Raw genomic sequence first — 26,079 nt, 5'->3', positions numbered from 1 at the left:
CATTAATGAAAACGTTTGCGCCTTAAAAAGAGAAAATCGAATTATGAATGAAATGGGGTAGCATAATGGAAAAACAGTGGTGGAAAGAAAGTGTAGTATATCAAATTTATCCTCGTAGCTTTATGGATAGCAACGGTGATGGTATCGGGGATCTTCGCGGTATTATTTCAAAGTTAGATTACTTAAAAGAATTAGGGATTGATGTAATTTGGTTATCACCAGTCTATGAATCTCCAAATGATGATAATGGTTATGATATAAGTGATTATTGTAAAATTATGAATGAGTTCGGAACAATGGAAGATTGGGATGAGCTATTACATGAAATGCATGAACGTAATATGAAACTTATGATGGACTTAGTTGTTAATCATACTTCTGATGAACATAATTGGTTTATTGAATCACGTAAATCAAAAGATAATAAATATAGAGATTACTATATATGGCGCCCTGGAAAAGAAGGAAAAGAGCCGAATAACTGGGGAGCAGCGTTTAGTGGATCAGCATGGCAGTATGATGAAATGACAGATGAATATTATTTACATTTGTTTTCTAAAAAACAGCCAGATTTAAATTGGGATAATGAAAAGGTAAGGCAAGATGTTTATGAAATGATGAAGTTTTGGTTAGAAAAAGGAATTGATGGCTTCCGTATGGATGTTATTAATTTTATTTCTAAAGAAGAGGGATTACCAGCTGTTGAAACAGAAGAAGAGGGGTATGTTTCAGGTCATAAGCATTTTATGAACGGTCCAAACATTCATAAATATTTACATGAAATGAATGAAGAAGTATTGTCTCATTATGATATTATGACGGTTGGTGAAATGCCTGGTGTAACGACAGAAGAAGCGAAATTGTATACCGGGGAAGAACGAAAAGAACTGCAGATGGTATTCCAATTTGAACATATGGATTTAGACTCAGGAGAAGGCGGAAAATGGGATGTAAAACCATGTTCACTCCTTACTTTAAAAGAGAATTTAACGAAGTGGCAAAAAGCATTAGAACATACAGGCTGGAATAGTCTGTATTGGAATAACCATGATCAGCCTCGCGTTGTATCTCGTTTTGGTAATGATGGAATGTATCGCATTGAATCTGCGAAAATGTTAGCGACGGTGCTTCATATGATGAAAGGAACGCCGTATATTTATCAAGGAGAAGAAATTGGAATGACAAACGTCCGATTTGAGTCGATTGATGAATATCGAGATATTGAAACGTTAAATATGTATAAAGAAAAAGTGATAGACCGTGGTGAAGATATAGAAAAAGTAATGGAATCTATTTATATAAAGGGTCGTGATAATGCTAGAACTCCGATGCAGTGGGATGATCAGAATCACGCTGGATTTACAACAGGTGAACCTTGGATTACGGTAAACCCTAATTACAAAGAAATTAATGTGAAACAAGCGATCCAAAATAAAGATTCAATTTTTTATTATTATAAAAAATTAATTGAGTTACGCAAAAATAATGAAATAGTTGTGTATGGATCATATGATTTAATATTGGAGAATAATCCATCTATTTTTGCATACGTAAGAACATATGGGGAAGAAAAACTTCTTGTTATTGCAAACTTTACTGCAGAAGAATGTGTATTTGAATTGCCTGAGGACATTAGTTATAGTGAAGCAGAGTTATTCATACACAATTACGAAGTAGAGAATGGACCGATAGAAAACATACCATTACGTCCGTATGAAGCAATGGTGTTCAAATTGAAATAAGAAAAATCCTTATACCACTTTGGTATAAGGATTTTTTTGATTACCATTTTAATATGGAGAATCCATATGGAGGAAGTGTGACTTGTAATACACTTGCTTCCGCTGAAAATTCTTCGTTTGTATAAATATTAATGATTTTCTTTCCAGTAACATGGAGAGGCAGTGAAGCTGTAATATCACTATTAGTCGGATTTAAAACGAAAAAGATAGTTTCATCTTTATATGTTTTTGTATAAGAAATATAATTATGTTCATCATTTGCTTCAATGAATTGGAAAGTACCATGTCCTCCAAATGCTTTATATTGCTTTCGTAACGAAATTAATGTTTGTACATGTGTAAATAATAGATGATCTTGTTCTTTCGTATCCCAAACCATACATTTGCGACAATCAGGGTCCATACCGCCATCCATACCAATTTCGTCTCCATAATAAATACAAGGAGAGCCGATGAAAGAAAGGTGGAATACATAAAGTAACTTTAACTTATTTTTATCTCCGTTACATGTTGTCAATATTCTTGGTGTATCATGGCTGTCTAATAAATGAAATGCTGCTTCATTTACATTCATAGAGTAGGAATGTAGAGATTCTATAATTTGTTTCATAAATTCATTTGCCTTAATGGAATTGTTAGCAAAGTAAGACAGTAGAGCGTTTGTAACAGGATAGCTCATTACAGCATCAAATTGATCTCCTTGTAACCATGGAAGTGCATCGTGCCAAATTTCTCCTAAAATATATACTTCAGAATTTAATGCTTTTATCTCATTTCGGAATTCTCTCCAAAAGTTATGGTCGACTTCATTTGCTACATCAAGGCGCCACCCGTCTATATTGAATTCTTTTACCCAATAACGCCCTACTTCAAGTAAGTATTCTTTTACATCCGGGTGTGCAGTGTTTAATTTTGGCATATACGGTGTAAACGCGAAAGTATCATAATTCGGAAGTGGCTCAGTTCTAATAGGGAACTCATGAATATGAAACCATTCTTTATATGCTGACTGTTCACCATTTTCTAGTACGTCTTGAAATTTATCGAAAAAGTATCCACTGTGATTGAATACGGCATCGAGCATTACTTTTATACCATGTGTATGACATGCTTGAACGAGTTCTTTGAATGTTTCTTTTGTGCCAAATTGCGGATCGATTTCCATGTAGTCAATTGTGTCATATTTATGGTTTGAATGTGCTTTGAAAATAGGTGTGAAATATATTCCCGAAATTCCAAGTTTAACAAGGTAATCGAGGTTTTGCATAATACCAGCAAAATCTCCGCCGAAAAAATTAGTTGGAGTTGGTTCAGCGCTTCCCCAAGGAAGGGTGTTTTCTGGATTCAACGTATGATCTCCATTAGCGAACCGTTCTGGGAAAATTTGATACCAAACAGTATCTTTAATCCAGGAAGGTGCTTTGAATACATCATTTGCATGAATAAATGGAAAACAGAAAAATTTACCAACGTCATCATTTGGAATGCTGGAAAAAAATCCGCGTTCTGCATAAATAAGCGTTTCTGTCTCTGCTTTTAATTCAAATCCATAACGTAAGCGCTTAAATTTTGGCTCGATGGAAATGGACCAATAATCAAACAATGCAGTAGAACCAGTTTTTTTCATCGGTGCACTTGAAGAAATCCACTTCCCGTCTGTCCATTCATAAGGATCACCATAAATAAGATTGGTGCTTTGAACATCGTCTCTTTTCGTACGTATTCGGATATGAATCGTTTTTTCATCGTAAGCGTATGCGTAATTATCTTTTGGCCTATGATAGATGGCGTCTTTAAGCATATAAAAAATCCCCCTTTACTATCTCTATGCATATTGTTCCCTTAAGTATAATAATAAAGCATATGTTGCAAACGATTGCCTTTTGCATAGCTTTAATATTGCTTATAAGAGTAGTATTCATTTCGTATAAAGTCAATGTACAAAGAGTATAGTAATAATATTTTTAAAATTAATATTTGCAAAATGAATAAAAGAATGTATAATGATAGACAAATAGCGCAAACGTTTTCATAGATTGAGATATTGTTTGCGCTTCTATTAAACTATTCAATGCAAACGTTTTCAAATAGTAGGGTACATATACAATTCAGGGAGGTTTTTGGGATGAAGAAAGCATTATCATTATTAACGGTTTCAGCATTATCAATTGGTATGTTATCTGCATGTGGACCGAAAGATTCAGGGAAAAAAGAAGAAAGTAAAGCGAAGAAAGATTACGATCTTCTCGTTTGGGAAGATGAGAAAAAAGGTGTTGGTCTAGAGCAAGCGGTGAAAAGTTTTGAAAAGAAATATAATGTGAAAGTAAAAGTTGAAGAGGTTCAGATGACGAAACAAATAGAAAAACTTCGTCTCGATGGTCCAGCTGGCACAGGACCAGATGTTGTAACATTACCACATGATCATATTGGTAATGCGGTAACAGAAGGACTACTTTCAGAAGTGAAAGTAGATGATACAGTAAAAAGTAAATTTACAGATTTATCAATAGAAGCACAAACATATAACGGAAAAATATACGGTTTACCAAAAGCGATTGAAACACCAATCTTTATTTATAATAAAAAATTGATGCAAAAAGCACCTGAAACGATGGATGAACTGTTTAACTTCTCAAAAGACTTTACGAAAGATGGAAAATACGGATTTTTAGCACTAGGAGATAATTTCTACTTCGCTAATGCATTTATGGCAGGTATGGGTGGTTATGTATTTGGTGAAAAAGATGGAAAGCCAAATGCAAATGATATTGGATTAAATAATAGCGGTGCAGTACAAGGTGCTGAATACATTCAAAAATGGTACAAAGAAAAGTTATTCCCGAAAGGTATTATCGGTGAATCTGGTGGTTCAGCTGCAGATGGATTATTTAATGAAGGAAAAGCAGCATCTATTATGAATGGTCCATGGGCATTCCAAGCGATGGAAAAGGCTGGAATAGATTATGGCGTTGCTCCAATGCCGAAATTACCAAATGGTCAACCAATGAAAACGTTTGTTGGAGTTAAAGGATGGCATGTAACAAGTTTCTCTAAACAAAATGATTTAGCTACAAAGTTCACTGAGTGGGTAACGAATGAAGAAAACGCAAAAATTCGATTTGAGAAAACAAAAGAAATTCCTCCAGTAAAATCAGTAATGGAAGATCCAATTATTAAAGATAACGAAGCTGCAAAAGCAGTTGCAACGCAATCTGAAAATGGAATTCCAATGCCAAACATTCCGGAAATGCAAGAAGTTTGGAAACCAGCTGGAGATGCGCTTCAATTAGTTGTATCAGATAAAGAAGCACCAAAATCCGCACTTGATAGTGCAGTGAAACAAATTAAAGGTAATATTGAGGCAAATCATAGTAAGAAAAAATAAGGTGAAATTCGTGCCTCTAATATGAGGGGCACGAATTCTCTCCCTTCCATGTGGGAAGAAAAAAGGGGGAAGGAACATGCAAACATCTATGGAACCTGCAAAGGGGTTAAACCATTCAAAGCATAGGAAAATGGCAACCATGTTATCAATCATTCCAGGCGTGGGTCAAATGTATAATAAACAATTTGTAAAAGGTCTTATTTTTCTAGTATTAACAGGTTCATTTATTGTAGCCTTTGCTGATTTATTAAATATGGGATTATGGGGCATTGTAACGCTTGGTACAGAAGTTCCACGTGATCATTCTGTCTTTCTATTAGTAGAAGGAATCTTGGCACTCATTGTCATCGTGTTTGGACTCGGAATATATGCATTTAACTTATATGATGCATATCAAAATGGGAAGAAACGTGATATTGGAACACCGTTAAATTCTGTAAAAGAGCAATACCGTAATTTGTTAGATCAAGGCTTTCCTTATTTAATGGTTTCACCAGGTTTTCTACTACTTATCTTTGTTGTCGTATTCCCAATCATCTTCGTAATTTTAATTGGATTTACGAACTATGATTTATATCATTCTCCTCCAGCTAAATTAGTAGATTGGGTGGGCTTTAAAAACTTTATTGATATCTTTACATTACCGATGTGGAGAGATACATTTTTAAGTGTATTTTCTTGGACTGTCATTTGGACATTCGTTGCAACAACATTACAAGTTGCACTTGGTATTTTTTTAGCGATTATCGTAAATCAGCCTGGTATTAAAGGCAAGGCAATTATTCGAACAATCTTTATTTTACCGTGGGCTGTTCCAGCATTCGTATCTATTCTTGTATTTGCTGGTATGTTTAATGAAACATTTGGAGCAATTAATAACCAAGTATTAGCTTTATTCGGGATTGAAAAGATTGCTTGGATGACAGACCCGTTTTGGTCAAAGATTGCTTTAATTATGATTCAAACGTGGCTTGGTTTCCCGTTCGTCTTTGCAATGACAACAGGTATACTGCAATCGATTCCAGGAGAATTATATGAAGCGGCTACAGTAGATGGAGCAACTGCTTGGCAACAGTTCCGCAAAATTACATTGCCACTTGTGTTATACGCAACAGCGCCAATATTAATTACGCAATATACGTTTAATTTTAATAATTTTAGTATTATTTATCTATTTAATAACGGAGGGCCTGCTGTGTCTGGACAAAATGCAGGTGGAACAGATATTTTAATTTCATGGATTTATAAGTTAACGATGACTTCCGCGCAGTACGGAAAAGCAGCAGCTCTTACAATGATTTTATCGTTAATCGTTATTACAGTTGCGTTATGGCAATTTAAGAGAACAAAATCATTCCAAGAAGAGGATATGATGTAAATGAATATTAAACGACAAAAGATGCTACGTCTTTCATTAAGTTATTTAGTTATCTTCATAATGTGTGCGATTATTTTCTATCCATTACTATGGATAATTGGCTCATCGTTTAATCCAGGGGATAGTTTATCTGGGTCAAGTATTATTCCGAAAAATGCCACATTAGATCATTATCGCAAGCTACTTGATCTCGATTCAAGTAATTACTTACTTTGGTATAAAAATACTTTGAAAGTTAGCGTAATGACGATGATTTTCTCTGTACTAGCCATTAGTTTTACTGCTTATGCATTTTCAAGATATCGTTTTGTTGGAAGAAAGAATGGTTTATTAACATTTTTAATTTTGCAAATGATCCCAAACTTTGCAGCGTTAATCGCACTATATATATTAGCTCAGTTAACAGGGTTACTTGATACACATCTTGCATTAATTTTAATTTATGTAGGCGGAGCCATTCCGATGAATACATGGCTTATGAAAGGGTATTTTGATACGATTCCGAAAGAGTTGGATGAATCAGCTCGAATGGATGGAGCAGGACATTTCCGTATTTTCTGGCAAATCATTATGCCACTTGCAAAGCCAATCGTAGCGGTTGTAGCGTTATTTACTTTCATCGGTCCATTTACAGATTTCATTTTAGCGAGTATTATTTTGCGCACACCAGAAAATTATACGTTAGCAGTTGGGTTATATGAAATGGTAGCGAAGAAATTTGGTAATGAATTTACAACGTTTGCAGCGGGTTCAGTATTGATTGCAATCCCAATTTCAATTTTATTCCTATCACTACAAAAATATTTTGTTTCCGGTTTAACAGCCGGAGGTACAAAAGGATGAAAAATGGGACATTACGTCCCATTTTTCTTTTCATCTCCCTATAAATAAGTTTATAGGGAGATGAAAAGAGATTTGACATCCCATATGAAAAGAAGTGAAATAAATAGTATATTATAGTATAGGAAAAAAGAGCTCTATCCCTTACAATACATGGAGAGGGAGAATATGATAGGTTTTACAAGATAGAATCAATGAAAGTTTATGACTTCTCCTATTACTTGCAACGGGTGCAAGATGAAAATATATAAAATGGCAGAGAAGTGAAAGGAGGGGGATTTTTATGACAGTTACAATTAAAGATGTGGCGAAGAAGGCGAATGTAGCACCATCTACCGTTTCTCGTGTAATTGCTGATAATCCAAGTATAAGTGAAAAAACAAAGCGTCGTGTTCGGAAAGTAATGAGTGAACTAGGGTATCATCCTAATTTAAACGCAAGAAACCTAGCTAACCAAACAACAAAAACACTTGGCCTTGTTATGCCAAGTTCTGCAAGTAAAGCTTTTCAAAATCCGTTTTTCCCAGAAGTTATAAGAGGGATTAGTTCGTTTGCACATGTGGAAGGGTATGCACTTTATATGTCGACAGGTGAAACGGAAGATGAAATTTTTAATGGTGTTGTAAAGATGGTGCAGGGGCGCCAAATTGGTGGCATTATTCTTTTATATTCAAGAGAGAATGATCGGATTATTCAATATTTACATAAACAAAATTTCCCGTTCGTATTAATCGGGAAACCATATGATCGTAAAGAAGAAATTACATATGTAGATAATGACAATTATACAGCTGCAAGAGAAGTAGCAGAATATTTGATTTCATTAGGTCATAAACAAATCGCGTTCATCGGCGGTGGATCAGATTTACTTGTAACGAGAGATCGTTTGGCTGGTATGAGTGATGCTTTAAAATTAGCAGACATTGTATTACCAAAAGAGTATATTTTACATTTTGATTTCTCAAGAGAAAGTGGTCAACAAGCCGTGGAGGAATTAATGGGATTGAAGCAACCACCAACAGCAATTATGGCAACGGATGATCTAATTGGACTTGGTGTGCTAAGTGCACTTTCTAAAAAAGGGTTCGTTGTACCGAAGGATGTTTCAATTGTAAGTTTTAATAATGCTTTATTATCAGAAATTTCGAGTCCGCCACTTTCAACAGTTGATGTGAATATATATCAGCTAGGATATGAAGCTGCAAAAGCTTTAGTTGATAAAGTAGAGAATGCAGAGTCTACTGCAAAGTGTATCATTATTCCGCATAAATTATTGAAGCGTCAAACTTGTGATCATTATGCATAAAAAAAGCTAAGAGTTTAACTCTTAGCTTTTTTTTGTAGAAAGGCTTCTAAACGGTCACAGCCTTCTTTTAAAGTTTCAATACTATACGCATAGGACAAGCGAAGGTAGCCTTCCCCATATTCAGAGAATGCTGTTCCGGGAACGACGGCAAGTCCAGCTTCTTTCACAAGATCAAGTGCAAAATCAAATGATGAAGATGTTAAATGGCCAACATATGGGAATAAGTAAAATGCACCTGTTGGCTTTTCAACTGTTAAGCCCATTTGAATGAGTCTATTATATACGTAATCACGGCGTTTTTTGTATTGATGACGCATCATTTTTGGTGCATCTTTAGCAGCTGTTAATGCTTCAATTGCAGCATATTGAGCGATTGAAGTAGCGCACGTTACGTTGTATTGATGAACTTTTAATATATGCCCAGCTAAATAGTTTGGTGCGAATAATAGACCGATACGCCAGCCAGTCATCGAATGCGATTTTGATAAACCGTTAATGACGATAGTCTTTTCGCGCATTTCTGGGAAATGAGCAATCGATGTATGTGTTTGTTCATATACAAGTTCGCTATAAATTTCATCAGAAAGGACGAAAATCTTTTTATCTTTTAAAACATTTACAATATCCTGTAGTTCTTCTTTTGATAAAGTTACACCAGTTGGGTTAGAAGGATACGGCAGTACGACGCATCTTGTTTTTTCTGTAATGGCATTTTTTAGTGCATCGGCTGTTAAACGGAAGCCAGTTTCACGAACATCTATAAATACAGGGGTTGCACCGCATAATCGAATAATCGGCTCGTACCCTGGATAAATAGGGGCAGGTAAAATGACTTCTGTTCCTGGCTCTAAAATCGTTCGAAATGCAACATCAATTGCTTCACTAGCACCGATTGTAACGATGGTTTCGTTTTCAGGTGAATAATGTAAATCGTAGTTATCTTTTACAAAGTTACAAGCTGCCTTGCGTAATTCTAGTAAACCAGCGTTATGTGTATAGCTTGTATAATTTTCTGTAATAGCCCGTTTTGCCGCTTCTTTTACGAGAGAAGGTGTAGGAAAATCAGGTTGTCCAATTGTTAAAGAGATAAGATTATCATAGTTTTGAATCATATTAGAGAATTGACGGATTCCAGAAATTTGGATGTCCTTCACTCTAGGGTTAATGAATTGTTCCATTGTATCTCCCTTTCTTCCGTTTGAAAACTAAATTCATTTTAACATATTTTCTATGATTTCGCTTGCGTATATGGTATGTAGAAAGAGAAGGATAATAGAAAAAAAGCCGCTGTAAGCGACTTTTTAATATCCGTATTCCCAATCTATTTCATCTTCATTCCAAAGTACAGAGGATACTTTGCCAAGGTGAACAACTGATTCATTCACAGCACATGTGCAATTTTCTTCTCCTGTTTTATGCTGTAACTCTTCGTACACTGATTTTTCAACGTTTTCTAGAACGACCAAATTTTCTTCTTTTAAAACAAGCGTAGTACCCGCCATATTTATCTTCCTCCTACTAAAATAATGATCACTTATTTGTAAACATAGATAGTATGGATTATATGCTGTATTTTGCTATAGTTGTCCGTCTTATGAAGTATTTTTTATTTTCTTTGTAATCCGTATTCATTGTATACTGCCGGGCAGAAATTTGGTACAGGGTTTACATTCATTTCGAAAATCTGTAACAATTATTATGTGTTGTTAACAAAGAATTAACAAATATGTTAAGAAAAATCAAAATTTTAAAACAAACAAACCTGTAAAATGATATAATCATATCAAAATACATATAGGGGATGAGAGGCTATGGAGCTTATCCGTGATTTAATGATCCAAATTGCCATCATTATTTTGCCACTATTTTTATACGAAGCGATTCGTTTAAATCGTTATCAAGAAATGCCTCCGAAGCCGAACCGCTACTTTATTATGTTTTTATCTAGCATTACACTCGTTCTCTCTATGACATACTCTATTTGTTTTGGGGACGTTTGCGGGTATAACTTTCACCCAATCCCAATTGTTAGTGGTTTTTTATATGGTGGGATTGTTGGTTTAATCCCGGCCGTTATTTTTGTTATCTATGAATGGGCGCTAAAGGGCATAAACCTTCTTCCAGTCATAGAAGTAATATTTCTATTGATAGTTCCATTATTTTTATCAAAGAAATGGTCTCTATTTTCAAGGGATAAGAAGCTAATTTTAGCATTTATGATTTCATCATTGTACGTACTTGTTTCTTTAGTGATTGGTATGATTAACGTTCTGTTAGAAAAGGGATTTACACCATATGTTTCGCACTTATATAGCGGATATATATTTGCTTCGCTTATTATGGTTATGACAATGGTATTTCAGGTGTACTTAACAGAATATTTAAATGAAAATGCAATACTACGTACAGAGATGCAAAAGTCAGAGAAACTTAATATTGTAAGTGAGTTAGCAGCAAGTGTTGCACATGAGGTTCGAAATCCACTCACTGTTGTTCGTGGTTTTATTCAATTGCTAGAAAGTACGGAAGATGTGAAGAATAAGGATTATATGCGTCTCGTATTAGCTGAATTGGACCGGGCAGAACAAATTATTTCAGATTATTTAAATTTAGCAAGACCACAAATTGAGAAAAAAGAACATATTTGCTTATCCGCTCAATTAATAGAAATGACAACTCTTATGTCATCATTTGCAGCGATGCAGGGTGTATATTTGCAAGTTGAGATTTCTGAAAGTCTTTATACGATCGGTGATAAAACGAAATTGAAGCAAGCTATTATGAATGTTGTTAAAAATGGTATTGAAGCAATTCAAGGAAATAAAGGATATTTAAAAGTAACGGCGATGCAAAAAGATGAAACGATTGTAATAAGAGTTAAAGATAGTGGTGTTGGGATGACGAAAGAACAATTAGCAAGGCTCGGACAACCGTATTATTCTTTAAAAGAAAAAGGGACAGGATTAGGACTAATGGTAACATTTAGTATTTTACAAGCGCATAATGGTACGCTGGAATATAAAAGCGAAAGTGGGAAAGGAACTGAAGCGATTATTATATTGCCAGCTGTAAGAAATAAGGAATAAAAGTTACCGATAGAAGGTAACTTTTTATTTTATATTAGAAAAAATATATTATGCTATTCAGTTGTTTTTTCTTGTTTTGTTCGGCTAAATAAACTTCTAAATGATTGGAAAAAGCTTTGTTCTTTTGAGGCGGCGACTAATCTTTTTGTTTCTTGAATTTCGCGAATTACTTGCATAAGTTGTGCATCACGGTTGCTATCTTTATTATAAATTTGATTTACGAGTTTATTCATTTTTTCTTCTTGTTTAGATTCTCGTTTATACATATGATTCATTAATAAGTCCATCTTTTCTTTTTGCAGAGCATCTGTTTGAGCGGCATGATCCACTAACTCTTGTAGCATTTTTTCCTGAGATCCTTCTTTTACATAAACTTGTTGCATCAACTCATCTAGCTTTTCATCTTTTAAACGATTTTGGGTAATAAGGGTAGAATTTTGATGAATAATGGCTTCATTTAGTTGAGCGAGCATTTCAAGTTTTAACATGAACTCCTCGAAGTTACGCCCATCTTCTTTTTCTTTCGGTTGTATTTCTTGCGTATCTTGTATAACTGGTACAGGTGGGGCCTCTTTTTCTTTTAAAATAATTGGTATCGTTTCTGAAATATCTTCCTGCAATGTAGCAGCTCTTTCATGTATAGATTTCAATAGTTTTAAATCATCAAGTTTATAAATACGAGCATCAGCTGTTTTGGAAATTATATAACCATGTTCCTCTAACAGTTGACTATATTTGCGGACTATATGTTTTGGGATGCCTGTTTTATTCGTCACATCTTTCGTTTTATAGGTAGCTTCCATGATATTTCCTCCCCAAAAAGTATCGTATATATCATTTCAATCTTTTATGAGGACTTCCTTTGAAAAAGAATGTCGGAAGGTTATTAGTTTTCTACAGCATTAGTGAAAAGATGAAGAAAAATGAGAGTTTTTGGCGGAATGGCGAAGAAGAGCTAAAATAATGTCTGAAAACATATACAGGATAAGTTTGTTATAATAAAGTGAAACTTTAATCAGTGGGGGTTTTGTTCATCCACCACTGATCATCAGCCCTCACCAATCGGGCTTTTACGGACAGTTAATCCCCCACCTAACTTCTTTGCTTTCCCTGAATTTTGAGGTGGGGGTCTTACTGCTCGTTAATGCGTGATAACTGAGGAAAAGAAACAGGTAGAATCACGGAGGTATACATGAAACAATTAAAAGGTATTATCATTTCAATTATTGCAATTCTTTCTATTGTAGTAGCGGTGTATGAAGTGCTTGTTCCAGAGGAAACAAGTATTAAAAAAACAAATGCATATGATCAAGTTCTAGAATTTCCGAAAGATCGATATCCAGAGACAGGGAAACATATTACGGATGCTATAAAAGAAGGACATTCAGAAGTTTGTACAATCGACCGTGGTGGTGCTGCGGATAGAAGAAAATTATCGTTAGCTCCATACCCATCAAAAAAAGGGTATGATCGTGATGAATGGCCAATGGCGATGTGTAAAGAAGGCGGAAAAGGAGCACATATTGAATATATAAGTCCAGCCGATAACCGCGGAGCAGGCTCTTGGGTAGGAAATAAGTTAGATAAATACCCAGATGGTACGCGTGTGAAATTTGACGTAAAGTAGTAGTTGCATATTTCATAATGAAGGAGAAGGGAACGATGGAGTTAACAATTTCGTATTCGCAATTAATGTTGATGAACTATGACGGTGATCAGCCTTACGTTGACTGGACGGATGAGGATTTTGAAAGAGGTTATGCGAAGGCGGATGGAACAGTTATTTTTGAAGCACTCTCTGATTATACTTGTGAAGTAAAAGTGACCCCAGGGAAACATATTGAGAAAGAAGAAGTGATTAGAACGGTTACAGTTCCTTTTACAGTTGAAAATGAATGTATCGTTGTAACAAGTATTCTTTCAAATAAATTTCAAATCTCTATTCCAAATGGTGAGTATACGGTTGTATTACAAGCAACACCTCTTGAAGAACCAACGGATGATGAATTATATAAAATACAATATGAATTCTTTTTTGAAAGTAAAGAATAAAAAATGGGGTATCCTCAAAAAGGATACCCCATTTTTATTATGCGTTTGTTTTTAGCAAGGAACGAGCGTCTTTTGCCGCTTGCACCATGTGCTCTAAAGCTGGAATAACTTCTTCTGTTCTTCTCGTTTTTAAACCACAATCAGGATTAATCCAGAAATATTTAGGATCGCATACTTTTAAAGATTGTTCTACGATTTTATACATTTCATCTTTACTTGGTACACGTGGGCTATGAATATCATATACACCTAGACCGATGCCTTTTTCATATGTTGTATGTTTTAATGTATCAATAAATTCACCGTGACTTCTTGATGTTTCGATAGAAATCACATCTGCATCTAATGCGCGAATCGCATCAACGATATCTTCGAAGTTACTGTAACACATATGAGTATGAATTTGTGTTTCATTTGCTACAGAAGAAGTTGCTAAAAGGAAGGATTGTACTGCCCATGTAATATAAGCGTCCCAATCTTTTTCTTTTAGTGGCATTCCTTCACGAAGTGCTGGCTCATCGACTTGAATTACTCGAATTCCGGAAGATTCAAGTAGTTCAATTTCATGACGAAGAGCTAATGCAATTTGATATGAAACTTCTTTTCTTGGAATGTCATTTCGAACGAAGGACCAATTTAAAATCGTAACCGGTCCAGTTAACATTCCTTTTACAACTTTCTCTGTTAAGCTTTGTGCATAAACAGTTTCCTTAATAGTCATTCCGTTAATAAAGGCTACATCACCATAAATAACAGGTGGTTTTACGCAGCGGGAACCGTATGATTGCACCCAACCGTTTTTAGTGAATGAGAAACCAGCAAGGCGTTCACCAAAATATTCGACCATGTCAGTTCTTTCAAATTCACCATGTACAAGAACATCAAGACCAATTTCTTCTTGGTAACGAATCCATTTTTCTGTCTCTTTTTCAATAAATTGTTCATATTGTTCATTTGAAATAACACCGTTACGCCATTCTTTTCGCGTTTGGCGAACTTCAGTTGTTTGCGGGAAGCTACCGATAGTTGTTGTTGGTAACAACGGTAACTTCAGGGCAACTTGTTGTAATTCATATCGTTTTTCAAATGGAAGAGGACGTGAAAAATCTTCTTCTTTTAGTGCTGTTCGTGCTGCTTTGACATCTTCTCGGTTACGTGCAGCAGATGAACGAATTGTATGATGTACATTTCGATATGTTTCTAGCTCATTATGAATGCTTTCTGTACCTTGAGTTAGAGCGGAATGAATAAGAACTAACTCTTCTAATTTTTGATTTGCAAATGCCAACGCATCAAATAGCTCAGTCGATAAGTGAGTTTCTTCTGTTTTATCGATTGGCGTATGCAATAAGCTACAAGAAGGCTGAACGATGAAATCTTTCGTTTGGACTTGTTTTTGTAACGTTGTAAATAACGTAAGAACTTCATCAAGATCGGCTCTCCAAATGTTACGGCCATCTATACAACCAACAGCTAAAGTTTTATCAGCTGGGAATCCATATTTTGAAATAGCATGTAGATTACCTTCTTTACCATGAACGAAATCTAATCCAATACTTGATACTGGGAATGTAATAATTTCTTCATAGTTTTCTTCTACACTATCAAAATATGTTTGTAAAAGAAGATTCGCATTTGGAACTTCTTTACGAATAGCTTCATAAATTTCTTTTGCTTGTTGAACTTCTTCTTTCGTTAAAGAAGCGAAAATCGGTTCATCAACTTGAATGATTTGTGCACCAGCTGCATGTAGTTCTGAAAGCAGTTGTACGTAGGGTGCAACTAACTGTTTTAAAATAGTAGCAAATTGTTCTTGTGTATAGCCTTTAGCTAATTTCAAGAAAGTATATGGTCCTAAAATAACAGGTTTTCCATCTACTCCTAATTCTTGTTTTGCCTCTTCGTATAAGCGAAGTGGACGATTATCTTTTAAAGAGATTTGTAATCCCTCTTCATATTCTGGAACGATATAATGATAGTTTGTGTTAAACCATTTTGTCATTTCGGAAGCTACGTGATCTTTAGAGCCACGCGCCATTGCGAAATATACATCAAGGTAAGATGTAAACTCAGAAAAACGTGATGGGATAAATCCTAGCATATAAGCAGTATCCAAAACGTGATCGTAATATGTAAAGTCGCCAATTGGAATAAGTTCAATCCCTTTTTCTTGCTGTGCTTTAACGTGTTGAAGACGAATTTCTTTCATTGTTGTTAAAAATTGTTCTTCATCAATTTTATTAGACCAAAAAGCTTCCAATGTTTTTTTCCACTCTCGTTGTAGTCCGATACGTGGATAACCTAAGTTACTTGTTTGAATTGCCATTTCAAATTCCTCCCCAATTGAAAGTAAGCATTTCCGTTTACTAGGAAATACCTATAACAAAAAGCATAAAGACATAGAAAATAAGCCTTCCTTTTTGTTTTAACACCTCATCATCATCCGTGAATCTATCAGTGTTGTTAAAACAGGCAGGTCTCCTGACTTATGCTTCATATGATTTCTTTCACCTTCCCGTTTTCACAGTGGCATTAAAAAGAAATCTCAGCATTTACAGTGGCGGGACCGTGTTGGAGTTTCACCAAGCTTCCCTTTTAAACACGAAACAAACTGTTCGTGTACCCATTTTCCTTTTGAAAGGAATTTAACAAGCGATATGATATTGAAACAAATTCTAACACAATTTTTGGAATTTTGTCTACTGTTTTGAAATAAGAAAATTCTAAAGTTTTTTATTTTAATTATTTGTATTTTTCTGATTTTTTTAGAGTGGAGAAACATGAGGAGAATTGAAATAAAGTGCGATTAAATTTATAAAGAAATGGGTACCTATACATAGATAAGATGCCAGTTATGTTATTAAATAATTGGTTTATCTTATATCGAAAATTAAACAAGCATAACCCCAACCTAAATTAGAATGGGGTTATATTTGTTTTAGACTTTGAAATAAAATAACTATATTGTCATTTTACAGTTTCTATTTTGAAAGTTTAATCCGCATCTATATCAATTTCTGAAAGTCGCCCGGCAACAGCATCTGCAAGAAGGGTGTTTAACCATTGCAATTCAACTGTAATATGTTCAATAACGCTTTGCAAAATATATAGTTGTGCGCGTGGGATTTTTCCTTTGCTACAGTCATAAATAGTTTGCATGTTATGTAAATATTGAACGGTATCATTTTTCTTTTTTTCTAAAATAGGAATTAACTCTTGATCATCACCAAAATGAGCGAAAGAGAGTGCCGAATAAATTGGTTTATATATTTGATTTTTTGCCTCGAATTGTTTTAATAGCAACGTGTGAAATAATTGTTTACCTTCTTTTGTTATATGAAAGATTGTTTTATCTGGTCTATTTGTATCTCGAACAATAGTTGTAACACGAATTGCCCCTTGTTTTTCTAATTGCTCAAAGGCATAGTAAAGTGATCCTTTTGCATATTTAATATAACAGTCCATTTGTCGTTCTTTCATTATGTGTTGCACTTCATATGGATGTTTATCCCCTTCGAGTAGCAAACCGAGAATGACTAATTTCATGCTCATGCTGTCTCAACTGCTACTAAAAATATAGACAAATGTATATTCTTAGAGTATTCCTGCTTCTACGTGCCCTGCCTCGCTAATCACTTGCTACTACAGTTTGCTGTGACACTCCACAGGCGTAAATTCCGATGTAGCCCACCGTACATATATACAATCTATTTACGTTAGTATTGTATATTCTTTTGCTTGTAAAAGGTTGATCGCTGCGTTCAAATCTCTATCCATTACATTGCCACATTCACATGTATATACTCGGTCAGATAGCTTTAAATCCGCTTTCTTTTGACTGCAACATGAGCATAACTTTGACGATGGATAAAACCGGTCTACTTGACGTAATTCAATTCCATATTCCTCACATTTCGTCAAAAGCCACGTTTTAAAAGCAAAAAAAGACTGCTTGGCAATTGTTTTAGATAAATGTTTATTCTTCATCATACCTTTCACATTCAAATCTTCCACTGTAATAAACGTTGGCTTGGTTTTCACCACATTCGTTACAATAGACTTTACATACTCTATTCGAATATTCGCTAATCGAGCATGCAACTTTTGCACTCTAAGAACATTTTTATCTATATTCACTCTTTTATTAGTAACAGATTTTTCACCTCTTTTTTTTAGATTTTCAAATTTACGTGCTAAAGAGCGTTGTTCACGTTTTAACCGTTTTTCTATCTTTTTTACTTTTATTGTTTTGTTGATGTTTTCATGAACGATACCATCGCTACGTGTAGCAAAATCCTTCACTCCTAAATCAATCCCTAGACCTATTTTATTGAGTGCCAACTTTGTTGCCATTTCTTCCAATTCGCAAAGTACAGATACAAAATATCTTCCTGCTCTTTGATATACTGTGCCACTTTTTACAGTTGCATTTTTAGGGATATATCCATATTCTTTTAACCTTACCCAACCAATTGTAGGAACTTTGACTCTATGTCTTTCTACTGTCCAATCTGTTTTGTTGTTTTTCGGAAAGTAGCACTTCACATCTTGCTTTCTCTTTTTTTTATATCGTGGAAACTTAGATAAACCTTTAAAAAACCGCTTAAAAGCTTTATCTCCATTCATAATCGCTTGTTTTACCGCTTTGCTCGACACTTCTTTAATCCACTGGTCACACTCTTTTGTATGAATATTGTTCAGCCATTTGGAAAAGTCATAGCCACTAAGAAATTTCCCCTCCGACTCATATGCCTCTTTATTTTTAGAGATATACAGGTTATATACATATTGACACACCCCAATAGTTTGACGGATTTTACTAACTTGTTCAGTTGTCGGTTTGATTTCTATTAAATATGCTCTTTTCATAAGTCTTCATCCTCCGACATTTTCTTTTTGTATTTTCTCAACCCATATATTCTACAGCTAAATACATGAATGATAGATATTAAATCCTGAACAAGTTCTTCTTGAATACCCATATATTCCTTATACTGTTCTTCTGTAGAATATCTTCTTCCTTTTTGGTTTCGGTAAGCAGTTAAAACACCTTGATTGTCCCACCTTTGTAATGTCTTAACAGAGACATTAAGCATTGCTGAAAATTCTTTTGGTTTATATTGTTTCATAATTACTTTTTTGCTATATATGCACACTTTTGTCTATGTTTTTGTTTACTGCTTCTTTCTCCTGTATATAGAAACTTTATCCCGATTGGTGAGGGATAATAACCAGTGGGAATAGTTCCTTACTGATCAAAGATTTACTTTATATATTATAAGCGGCATACCCTTTTTCATAAAGGGTATGCCGCTTCTTTTTTCTATACTAACTTACTTGCTTTTGTTTTTGTTTCGTTTTTGGTCCTGTAAAAAGACGCTCATTTCCCATAAGTAAAATGCAAATAATACTTAGTACAGCCGGGATCAGTGCCCAGAAGAATGTACTGGCAATAGATGTAGCTAGAGCTTCTTTAATACCAGTTAATATTTCAGGTGGTATTTTATCGGTAGCACCTGGTGATAATAAGAAACTTGTGTCTCCACCCTTTGGAGCTAATTTTGCTAGTTCAGGCGGGAAGAGAGTGTTTAGTTTATCTGTAAAAATATGATTTTGAATTGTACCGAAAATTGTTACACCAAGAGTCATACCGAGTGAACGGAAAAATGAGTTTGTTGATGTAGCAGAACCACGATCTCTCATTTCTAATTTGTGAATCGAAGACATACTTAAAACTGAGAATGAGAAACCAACACCAAGTCCAGTGAGAACCATAAATAGTGTTACGAGTAGGCGAGGTGTATCCATTGTTAAAGTGCTTAGTAAATAAATGCCAAGAACGAAGAAAACTCCAGATGCCATCATAATGTTACGATAACTTGTTCGAGAAGCTAACTGTCCACCTGTTTGACTTCCAATTACAGAGCCAATCATCATAGGTGTTAAAATTAATCCAGCATTTGAGGCTGAACCACCGAGAACACCTTGAACGAAGATTGGGATATAAACTGTACAGATGATAAAAGCGGCACCATAGAAAAAGGCAACACCTTGGCTAGCTGCGAATAAAGGTTTTTTAAATAGATGGAAAGAAATGATAGGCTCGGTTGCTTTTCGTTCTACGAAGAAGAAAATAATAAGCATAATAACAACTGTTGTAAATAAGCCGATAATCACAGTGGAATTCCATGCGTATTCTTTACCACCAAGTTCTAAGGCGAACATTAAGCAAACGATACTAATAACAAGTGTAATAGCGCCAGCCCAATCAATTTTTTGTTTTCTAAATTCTAGAGATTCACTGTAATATTTCGTAATGAAGAAGAAGGAAATAAGTCCTAATGGAATATTAATATAGAAGACCCAGTGCCAACTTATATAGTCTGTAATATAAGCACCTAATAAAGGGCCGAATACACTAGATGTTCCGAAAACAGCACCGAATAGCCCTGTCATTTTTCCGCGCTTTTCTGGTGGGAATATGTCGTACATAATAGTGAAGGCGATAGGCATAAGAGCGCCGCCACCAATTCCTTGAATTGCTCTATAAATACTTAGTTGCTCAATACTAGATGCTGTTCCGCAAAGTGCAGAACCGAACAAGAAAAGAATAAGGCCACCAATATAAAAGCGTTTCCGTCCATACATATCAGAAAGTTTTCCGAAGATAGGCATCCCTGCCATTGTTGCTACCATATATGCAGACGTGACCCAAACGAACTTGTCAAATCCTCCTAGGTCTCCAACGATTGTTGCCATTGCTGTTGCAACGATTGTATTATCCATTGCAGCCATTAAAATACCAAGTAGTAAACCCGCAACAACAAATTTTGTCTTGCTGGAGTCTTTTTTTGATAATTGAGATTCCAAAGATAACCCTCCTTTAATAATAAGTAAACTATATTAAGTTTTGAGTGCAGCGCATAAAAATTATAAATATATTTTTTAAAATCAATTTACACAAGTGCACTGACAAAGCCATAAAGAATATTATAGTCAAATTTGACTAAAAGGCAAACTTTTTCTTCCGTCAAAATATTCTGTTGTATGGACAGCAAAAGAGTGAGTAATACTTAGTATTGGTAAAAAGTCAATGAAGGAAATTGTAAAAAAATATTTCAGTAAGAATACCTGCTGTTAACAGATGAAAAATGGTTTTTTCTTTACTTTGTCGAATAGGATAAAAGGAAGAGTAATAACTATATATCGTTTGTAACGAGCTTTATTAATATTGTGTAGAGAGGCAGAATAAGGTCGTATGGATATGATGCATCTGAAATGGGGTGAATATTATTATGAAAATATGGAAACGAATTCCGGATCAAGGAAGGCGTTCAATACCGCTACAACCGGTATTATGGATTGATGGCTCAAAAAAGGAAAACGAATGTCCTAACGTAGCAGTTACATTACAAATCCGTAGTATGTATAAAGAAAAATTTTCATATGAACTGACCTGTGATGTAAACGACATACTTATTATTCGAATTAAAGTTGAAAATAAAGGAATGAAAATGATTTCACGAGTTGTAGTAAGCCATATGATTCGAGATTATTTTGCATATATTCCAAATTCATTAAAGGCTGATAAGGGAATGAGCGAGTTTCTGTTCCAGCTTGTAAGGTGGAGAATCGATAATTTATTACCAAATGAGAAGGTAGAATTAATTTGCAAAATAAAAGCAAATAAAGATAAAGAACTCAAAAACACACTATTTCAAGCTACATATACATTTCAATATAACGGAGTATCATATGGTCCGCTGCAAACAAATGAAGTTGTGGTGCGACAATGATAAAAAGGAACCTGTATGAAAGGTTCCTTTTTTAGTCCCTTTTTTGTTCAATCAATATTTACAATAGCGTCAATTTGATTATATGTAATGAAGTTTACTCCGAAAGAATTAAATAGTAATTTTAGCGACAACAGAAACCCCGATAGTAAACGTATAATATCTGATAGATTTTTCTTTTGTAGCATGTAGGTCACCATATTTCTAAAATGATGTATGGTATATATGAAATAGAATAGAAATGGTAGACAAGCTTAAGCGGAAATGTACACTCAATATGTACATTTTTTATTTTGTAGAAAAACATAATTGTTATAGAAACATATATTGGTATAGAAGGGAGGCGAAGCATGAAACATAAAGGGAAAATTAGTGGATTATTACTTGGGAATACAGTGGCAGTTACAGAATGGATTGCGCTTCAGGATGTAATTACAAAACTGGATTCGCGATCATTTTATACCGTCTTTATTATTTATATATTGCAAATGATACTCAGCTATTATTTTGGACATTGGTATGATAAAAGAGCGAGTGGGCGTATGGATACGGAAGTAGGAGGAATGGCAAGTAATGATTTTGTAGTTGATTTTTTTGAGAAAGTAGCTGCTTTATCAGAACGAGATTCTCATAATATTACAGTGTACATTCTTTCTGTGAAAGAATGGAAAGGACTAAAAGAAACAGTGCAAGAAAAAAAAATGGAGGTGTTAGTACAAAAGTTGGAGAGTACGATTGTAAAGACAATTCGTAAAGGCGATGTCGTTACGAAGTGGGATGAAAATAAGTATGTTATTGTGGCGATCGATAACGGACATGAAAAATCGACAATAACAAACCGATTAATGAAAAATATTGAAAGTGAAATAGAAAATGGCTTGTTAAGTATGACTCTATTATTTGGGGCTGCTAGTTATCCAATAGAAGGAAAAACGTTTGAAGAATTGTTAAGAAAGGCACAAAATCAATTGTACCAGCATAGAAATTCGTAAAAAAATAAGTAAAACTTTGATGTGAAGAAATATGATATGAAGAAGTTTTGATTGTAACATTTTTTTGACTTTTATTACAAAAAGAACTTTTTTTGTAATAAAAGTCTTTAAAAATATATGAAATAGGCATATAATTATGATGGATGTGTCAATGCATTTTGCACAATGTGTTTCACTTTAAAAGTGTAGAGGAAAGCATACTCTACACTTTTCCTTTTTAGGGAATAGTTGCAAGATCGCATTTATACTGTGTAAAATGAACAAAGAGATTATTTGATAGAAAGCGGGAAAGGGAATGATAGACGTGAGAGAACAACGAACATCTTTTATCAGGTGAATGATTACTGTTGTTCTTCAAATTATTATGGTTGTGATGAATTCCGTTGTACTTTTGTGTAATACATAATATCAATAGGTTTTAAAAAGTGCCAAGTAAAAGATGGATATGGAACTGCTATTTAGTCCAAAAACGGAAAATGTAATTTTAAGTAATACAATTTGTACAAGCATTATAAACAATATGAATGATTTTCGTGAAAAAGGTGCGAGTGTGGAGTTTATAAAAGACTATATAATTTCATAGCTTTATACACGATGATCGTATATAAGTAGGAGGAAAAAGATGTTGAAATATAGTAAATTAGCAATTGTAACTGCATTATCAATGACTTTACTAGCGGGTTGTTTCGGGCCGAAACCAGAAGAGGAATTATATGTTGCATTTGAAAATGCTGCAAAGCAAGAAAAAACAATGTTTGAAGATGCAAAAAAACTTGAAACTTTAGAGAAAGAGGGACAAGAATTATATAACCAGATTGTTCAAGAAGGAAAAGATAATAATCAAACTGTTAAGGAAAAACTAAACCAAGCAGTGAAAAATACAGATGAACGAGAAAAAGTGCTTAAACAAGAAAAAGAATCTTTAACTAAGGCACAAGAAGAAGTGAAATCGGCAGATAAATATGTGAAGAAAATTGAAGATAAGAAATTGAAAGATCAAGCGGATAAAGTGAAAAGCACATATGAGAAACGACATGATTCATTTAACAAAATGTATGATAGCTATAATAAATCGTTAAAACAAGAAAAAGAATTATATACAATGCTACAAGATAAAGGTACAAAATTAAAAGATATTAGTGAAAAAGTAAAAGTAGTAAATCAGTCTTATAAAGATATTGAATCAGAAAAAGACAAGTTTAATGAATTTACGAAATCTTATAATACAGAAAAAATAGCTTTTTATAAACAAGCAAATATTAAAATTAAAGAAGAGAAAAAATAAAACAGTTTGGCCTACAATTGGCCAAACTGTTTTATTTTTTTGTATAGGTACGACTATACCATGGGACAGGTTCACTTAATTTTTTTTCTTGTTTTAGCGCTTCAGGACCAATATAATCTTGAAGTGTTTTTTTTGCTACTGTTAAAGATAAGGTTGTTTTCGGATTTCGATAGGAGGATTCAAGATGACCGAGATGTGGTAGGATTCGAAAATCTTCTTTTGTAGGAGGAATATGGAAAAAGTAATCACCTAAACGTATAAGAACATCAGATTGTTGTTGGCTAAAACGTGGATTTCTAGAGAAATGTAATCCTTCTTTAATAGCTTTTTTTTCAGTAATTAAGCGTTCTAAAGCTGTCTTTTTTAACCAGTATAAATACTTCGGATTAGTTGCAGCTTTAGCATGACGATTCACAACGAAAATAGATTGAGCTAGTCGATTAATAGAATGTTGGTTTTGTAATTGAGATTGTGGTTGTGAAGGTTTCATATTAAATCTCCTTTCAATTTTTCATTATTATACCATAAGTAAAAGCGATTTTTATTATATGCAAAAAGTGATTGTATATATTTTCAATATTAAAGCAATATTGTTACAAAAAACAACTATTTTGTATAATAGTAATAGAATGTGTTTTAGAAATTTGATAATGAAAGAGTGAGAAGTTTGAAAGAAATATTAAAACAGCAATATGCCATTATAGATATTGGATCTAATACAATGCGTTTAGTTATTTATGAAAAGCAAAACGGAGGTTTTTATAAAGAGATTGAAAATACGAAAGTGGTTGCAAGGTTAAGGAATTACTTAGTCGATGGTGTGTTGATTGAAGAAGGAATAGAGATATTGTTACAAACATTATTTCAATTTCAAGAAAGTACACGATTCCATCAGTTGCGCCATGTACTTTGTGTTGCAACAGCAACAATTAGGCAGGCTGAGAATCAAGAGGAAATTAAAAAACTTGTTGAAGGACAAACAGACTTTACTCTTAGAGTATTATCAGAATATGAAGAAGCACGTTACGGCTATTTAGCGGTTATGAATTCAACTTCGTTCTCGGAAGGGATTACAGTAGATATTGGTGGAGGAAGTACGGAAGTTACATACTTTCGAAATAGAGAGATTTTAGAGTATCATAGCTTTCCTTTTGGGGCACTTTCTTTAAAGCAACAATTTATTAAAGAGGATATACCTACTGAAGAAGAGTTGGACAAGCTTCAAACGTATCTAGAATATCAATTTCGAACATTACCATGGTTAATTGATAAGAAATTGCCCCTTATTGCAATTGGTGGTAGTGCGAGGAACTTAGTGAAAATTCATCAAAATTTAATTTGTTATCCTATAGCAGGAGTACATTTATACAAGATGAAAAAAGAAGATATTAAAAATGTGAAAGAAGAATTGGAAGGACTGTCGTTCATAGAACTTCAAAAAATGGAAGGATTGGCAAAAGATCGAGCGGATACAATTGTTCCAGCAGCCGAAGTATTTCATACGCTTGTTAATGTTATAGAGGCGCCAGCATTTGTATTAAGTAGAAAAGGATTAAGAGAAGGTGTTTTCTATGAAGAGTTGACAAAAGATTTGGGGATTTCATATTATCCGAACGTGGTCGAAGAAAGTTTGTATTTATTATCACATGAATATGAAATGGACATGGAATTTGTAATGCAGCTTATTAAACATGGAAGATTAATTTGTCAACAGCTTGAAGAAACAGGGCTGATTTCTATGTCAATAAAAGACTGGGAAGTATTCCATCAAGCAGCGAAAGTATTTAATATAGGCAAATATATAGACGAAGAAGCGAGCCGCTTACATACGTTTTATTTATTAGCAAATAAAACAATTGATGGTATGATGCATAAAGAGCGAGTTAGATTAGCGCTTATTGCGTCTTATAAATCAAAAATGTTATTCAAACAACATCTGTCTCCGTTTGAAGGATGGTTTGATAAAAACGAACAAAAAAAAATACGCCTATTAGGGGCTGTTTTACAATTTTCAGCAGCTCTAAATATAAGACAAAGATCGCTTGTTGAATCGATATCTATAACAGAAAGCAAAGAAGGATTAACATTTAAAATTGTATGTGAGCAATCGGCATTAGCGGAAAAAGTGCAAGCTGAAAAGCAAAAAAAGCAGCTGGAAAGAGTATTGAAAACGAATATTAACTTATTCTTCGAATCAAAACAATAAGTTGTACGGATGTC

The 26,079-nt window shown here is 34.1% G+C and carries 21 protein-coding genes, 2 pseudogenes and 1 riboswitch; of the genes and pseudogenes, 12 read left to right on the top strand and 11 right to left on the bottom strand.

The window, feature by feature from the left end:
• The first annotated feature begins 65 nt into the window (after positions 1–65).
• Entirely contained in the window at positions 66–1,742 is a 1,677-nt protein-coding gene (malL, locus tag MR079_RS11545; RefSeq protein ID WP_139866851.1) for an oligo-1,6-glucosidase, read from the top strand.
• 40 nt (positions 1,743–1,782) lie between these two features.
• Here the strand turns inward: malL and MR079_RS11540 are convergent, their stop codons facing one another.
• Complete coding sequence (locus tag MR079_RS11540; RefSeq protein WP_139866853.1) at positions 1,783–3,543, bottom strand: alpha-glycosidase; 1,761 nt, start codon at positions 3,541–3,543, stop codon at positions 1,783–1,785.
• Between the two features lie 324 nt (positions 3,544–3,867).
• On the opposite strand from MR079_RS11540, the gene MR079_RS11535 reads away from it, so the two are divergent.
• The 4 genes from MR079_RS11535 (at position 3,868) to malR (ending at position 8,651) form a co-directional block, all read left to right on the top strand.
• A complete protein-coding gene (locus MR079_RS11535; protein ID WP_062821086.1) occupies positions 3,868–5,127 on the top strand; it encodes an extracellular solute-binding protein in 1,260 nt (419 codons plus the stop codon).
• A gap of 76 nt (positions 5,128–5,203) precedes the next feature.
• On the top strand, positions 5,204–6,505 hold the full coding sequence (gene malC, locus MR079_RS11530) for a maltosaccharide ABC transporter permease MalC (protein ID WP_062821085.1): 1,302 nt from the start codon (positions 5,204–5,206) through the stop codon (positions 6,503–6,505).
• Positions 6,506–7,348 (top strand): maltosaccharide ABC transporter permease MalD, encoded by an 843-nt coding sequence (gene malD / locus MR079_RS11525; protein ID WP_001022600.1) that lies wholly within the window; start codon positions 6,506–6,508, stop codon positions 7,346–7,348. It abuts the gene before it with no gap.
• A gap of 280 nt (positions 7,349–7,628) precedes the next feature.
• Positions 7,629–8,651: a maltose operon transcriptional repressor MalR gene (gene malR / locus MR079_RS11520; protein ID WP_048550592.1), complete on the top strand. Its 1,023-nt coding sequence runs from the start codon at positions 7,629–7,631 to the stop codon at positions 8,649–8,651.
• A 14-nt stretch (positions 8,652–8,665) separates the two neighbouring features.
• Here the strand turns inward: malR and MR079_RS11515 are convergent, their stop codons facing one another.
• Both MR079_RS11515 and MR079_RS11510 read right to left on the bottom strand, forming a co-directional pair.
• The gene (locus tag MR079_RS11515; RefSeq protein WP_062821082.1) at positions 8,666–9,829 is read right to left on the bottom strand and encodes an aminotransferase A; all 1,164 of its coding nucleotides are present in this window, start codon (positions 9,827–9,829) and stop codon (positions 8,666–8,668) included.
• 123 nt (positions 9,830–9,952) lie between these two features.
• The gene (locus MR079_RS11510; protein WP_000929285.1) at positions 9,953–10,153 is read right to left on the bottom strand and encodes a hypothetical protein; all 201 of its coding nucleotides are present in this window, start codon (positions 10,151–10,153) and stop codon (positions 9,953–9,955) included.
• Between the two features lie 309 nt (positions 10,154–10,462).
• On the opposite strand from MR079_RS11510, the gene kinB reads away from it, so the two are divergent.
• The gene (kinB, locus tag MR079_RS11505) at positions 10,463–11,737 is read left to right on the top strand and encodes a sporulation sensor histidine kinase KinB (RefSeq protein ID WP_139866854.1); all 1,275 of its coding nucleotides are present in this window, start codon (positions 10,463–10,465) and stop codon (positions 11,735–11,737) included.
• A gap of 53 nt (positions 11,738–11,790) precedes the next feature.
• On the opposite strand, the gene MR079_RS11500 is transcribed toward kinB, so the two are convergent.
• Complete coding sequence (locus tag MR079_RS11500; RefSeq protein WP_000388461.1) at positions 11,791–12,540, bottom strand: DUF3967 domain-containing protein; 750 nt, start codon at positions 12,538–12,540, stop codon at positions 11,791–11,793.
• A gap of 389 nt (positions 12,541–12,929) precedes the next feature.
• On the opposite strand from MR079_RS11500, the gene nucA reads away from it, so the two are divergent.
• Both nucA and comJ read left to right on the top strand, forming a co-directional pair.
• Complete coding sequence (gene nucA / locus MR079_RS11495) at positions 12,930–13,364, top strand: DNA-entry nuclease (protein WP_000811499.1); 435 nt, start codon at positions 12,930–12,932, stop codon at positions 13,362–13,364.
• 35 nt (positions 13,365–13,399) lie between these two features.
• A complete protein-coding gene (comJ, locus tag MR079_RS11490; RefSeq protein WP_242294001.1) occupies positions 13,400–13,789 on the top strand; it encodes a competence protein ComJ in 390 nt (129 codons plus the stop codon).
• A gap of 37 nt (positions 13,790–13,826) precedes the next feature.
• Here the strand turns inward: comJ and metE are convergent, their stop codons facing one another.
• The 6 genes and pseudogenes from metE to MR079_RS11465 form a co-directional block, all read right to left on the bottom strand.
• Positions 13,827–16,115 carry a 5-methyltetrahydropteroyltriglutamate--homocysteine S-methyltransferase gene (metE, locus tag MR079_RS11485; protein WP_139866856.1) on the bottom strand — a complete coding sequence of 763 codons (2,289 nt, stop codon included), beginning with the start codon at positions 16,113–16,115 and terminating at the stop codon, positions 13,827–13,829.
• A gap of 128 nt (positions 16,116–16,243) precedes the next feature.
• Positions 16,244–16,431, bottom strand: a riboswitch (cobalamin riboswitch).
• Between the two features lie 352 nt (positions 16,432–16,783).
• Positions 16,784–17,341 (bottom strand): PadR family transcriptional regulator, encoded by a 558-nt coding sequence (locus MR079_RS11480; RefSeq protein ID WP_139866858.1) that lies wholly within the window; start codon positions 17,339–17,341, stop codon positions 16,784–16,786.
• 159 nt (positions 17,342–17,500) lie between these two features.
• Positions 17,501–18,658 carry an RNA-guided endonuclease InsQ/TnpB family protein gene (locus MR079_RS11475; protein WP_242294000.1) on the bottom strand — a complete coding sequence of 386 codons (1,158 nt, stop codon included), beginning with the start codon at positions 18,656–18,658 and terminating at the stop codon, positions 17,501–17,503.
• A pseudogene (locus MR079_RS29550) lies at positions 18,655–18,777 on the bottom strand (RNA-guided endonuclease TnpB family protein); the annotation flags it as partial. The gene MR079_RS11475 and the pseudogene MR079_RS29550, both read right to left, overlap by 4 nt.
• A gap of 15 nt (positions 18,778–18,792) precedes the next feature.
• Positions 18,793–18,918, bottom strand: a pseudogene (locus tag MR079_RS29545) (MerR family DNA-binding transcriptional regulator); the annotation flags it as partial.
• A gap of 199 nt (positions 18,919–19,117) precedes the next feature.
• Entirely contained in the window at positions 19,118–20,659 is a 1,542-nt protein-coding gene (locus tag MR079_RS11465; protein ID WP_242293998.1) for an MDR family MFS transporter, read from the bottom strand.
• A gap of 425 nt (positions 20,660–21,084) precedes the next feature.
• On the opposite strand from MR079_RS11465, the gene MR079_RS11460 reads away from it, so the two are divergent.
• From MR079_RS11460 to MR079_RS11450, 3 genes are all read left to right on the top strand, one after another.
• Positions 21,085–21,585, top strand: coding sequence for a hypothetical protein (locus MR079_RS11460; protein ID WP_139866866.1), 501 nt, complete (start codon positions 21,085–21,087; stop codon positions 21,583–21,585).
• Between the two features lie 347 nt (positions 21,586–21,932).
• Positions 21,933–22,574: a diguanylate cyclase domain-containing protein gene (locus MR079_RS11455; protein WP_242293997.1), complete on the top strand. Its 642-nt coding sequence runs from the start codon at positions 21,933–21,935 to the stop codon at positions 22,572–22,574.
• A 622-nt stretch (positions 22,575–23,196) separates the two neighbouring features.
• The gene (locus tag MR079_RS11450) at positions 23,197–23,859 is read left to right on the top strand and encodes a YkyA family protein (protein ID WP_139866868.1); all 663 of its coding nucleotides are present in this window, start codon (positions 23,197–23,199) and stop codon (positions 23,857–23,859) included.
• Positions 23,860–23,890: 31 nt separating this feature from the next.
• Here the strand turns inward: MR079_RS11450 and MR079_RS11445 are convergent, their stop codons facing one another.
• Positions 23,891–24,349 (bottom strand): YkyB family protein, encoded by a 459-nt coding sequence (locus tag MR079_RS11445; RefSeq protein ID WP_000804868.1) that lies wholly within the window; start codon positions 24,347–24,349, stop codon positions 23,891–23,893.
• A 177-nt stretch (positions 24,350–24,526) separates the two neighbouring features.
• Here MR079_RS11445 and ppx point away from each other — a divergent pair, with 177 nt between their 5' ends.
• Positions 24,527–26,065 carry an exopolyphosphatase gene (ppx, locus tag MR079_RS11440; RefSeq protein WP_139866870.1) on the top strand — a complete coding sequence of 513 codons (1,539 nt, stop codon included), beginning with the start codon at positions 24,527–24,529 and terminating at the stop codon, positions 26,063–26,065.
• Positions 26,066–26,079 lie beyond the last annotated feature (14 nt).

This window comes from Bacillus cereus group sp. BfR-BA-01381, from assembly GCF_022663555.1.
Classification (GTDB): Bacteria; Bacillota; Bacilli; order Bacillales; family Bacillaceae_G; genus Bacillus_A; species Bacillus_A pacificus.
This window is presented reverse-complemented; position numbering and strand designations above follow the sequence as displayed.

Excerpts from the sequence above, each read along its gene's own strand:
- malL (WP_139866851.1), top strand. The coding sequence starts at position 66 with ATGGAAAAACAGTGGTGGAAAGAAAGTGTAGTATATCAAATTTATCCT.
- MR079_RS11540 (WP_139866853.1), bottom strand. The coding sequence starts at position 3,543 with ATGCTTAAAGACGCCATCTATCATAGGCCAAAAGATAATTACGCATAC.
- MR079_RS11535 (WP_062821086.1), top strand. The coding sequence starts at position 3,868 with ATGAAGAAAGCATTATCATTATTAACGGTTTCAGCATTATCAATTGGT.
- malC (WP_062821085.1), top strand. The coding sequence starts at position 5,204 with ATGCAAACATCTATGGAACCTGCAAAGGGGTTAAACCATTCAAAGCAT.
- malD (WP_001022600.1), top strand. The coding sequence starts at position 6,506 with ATGAATATTAAACGACAAAAGATGCTACGTCTTTCATTAAGTTATTTA.
- malR (WP_048550592.1), top strand. The coding sequence starts at position 7,629 with ATGACAGTTACAATTAAAGATGTGGCGAAGAAGGCGAATGTAGCACCA.
- MR079_RS11515 (WP_062821082.1), bottom strand. The coding sequence starts at position 9,829 with ATGGAACAATTCATTAACCCTAGAGTGAAGGACATCCAAATTTCTGGA.
- MR079_RS11510 (WP_000929285.1), bottom strand. The coding sequence starts at position 10,153 with ATGGCGGGTACTACGCTTGTTTTAAAAGAAGAAAATTTGGTCGTTCTA.
- kinB (WP_139866854.1), top strand. The coding sequence starts at position 10,463 with ATGGAGCTTATCCGTGATTTAATGATCCAAATTGCCATCATTATTTTG.
- MR079_RS11500 (WP_000388461.1), bottom strand. The coding sequence starts at position 12,540 with ATGGAAGCTACCTATAAAACGAAAGATGTGACGAATAAAACAGGCATC.
- nucA (WP_000811499.1), top strand. The coding sequence starts at position 12,930 with ATGAAACAATTAAAAGGTATTATCATTTCAATTATTGCAATTCTTTCT.
- comJ (WP_242294001.1), top strand. The coding sequence starts at position 13,400 with ATGGAGTTAACAATTTCGTATTCGCAATTAATGTTGATGAACTATGAC.
- metE (WP_139866856.1), bottom strand. The coding sequence starts at position 16,115 with ATGGCAATTCAAACAAGTAACTTAGGTTATCCACGTATCGGACTACAA.
- MR079_RS11480 (WP_139866858.1), bottom strand. The coding sequence starts at position 17,341 with ATGAGCATGAAATTAGTCATTCTCGGTTTGCTACTCGAAGGGGATAAA.
- MR079_RS11475 (WP_242294000.1), bottom strand. The coding sequence starts at position 18,658 with ATGAAAAGAGCATATTTAATAGAAATCAAACCGACAACTGAACAAGTT.
- MR079_RS11460 (WP_139866866.1), top strand. The coding sequence starts at position 21,085 with ATGAAAATATGGAAACGAATTCCGGATCAAGGAAGGCGTTCAATACCG.
- MR079_RS11455 (WP_242293997.1), top strand. The coding sequence starts at position 21,933 with ATGAAACATAAAGGGAAAATTAGTGGATTATTACTTGGGAATACAGTG.
- MR079_RS11450 (WP_139866868.1), top strand. The coding sequence starts at position 23,197 with ATGTTGAAATATAGTAAATTAGCAATTGTAACTGCATTATCAATGACT.
- MR079_RS11445 (WP_000804868.1), bottom strand. The coding sequence starts at position 24,349 with ATGAAACCTTCACAACCACAATCTCAATTACAAAACCAACATTCTATT.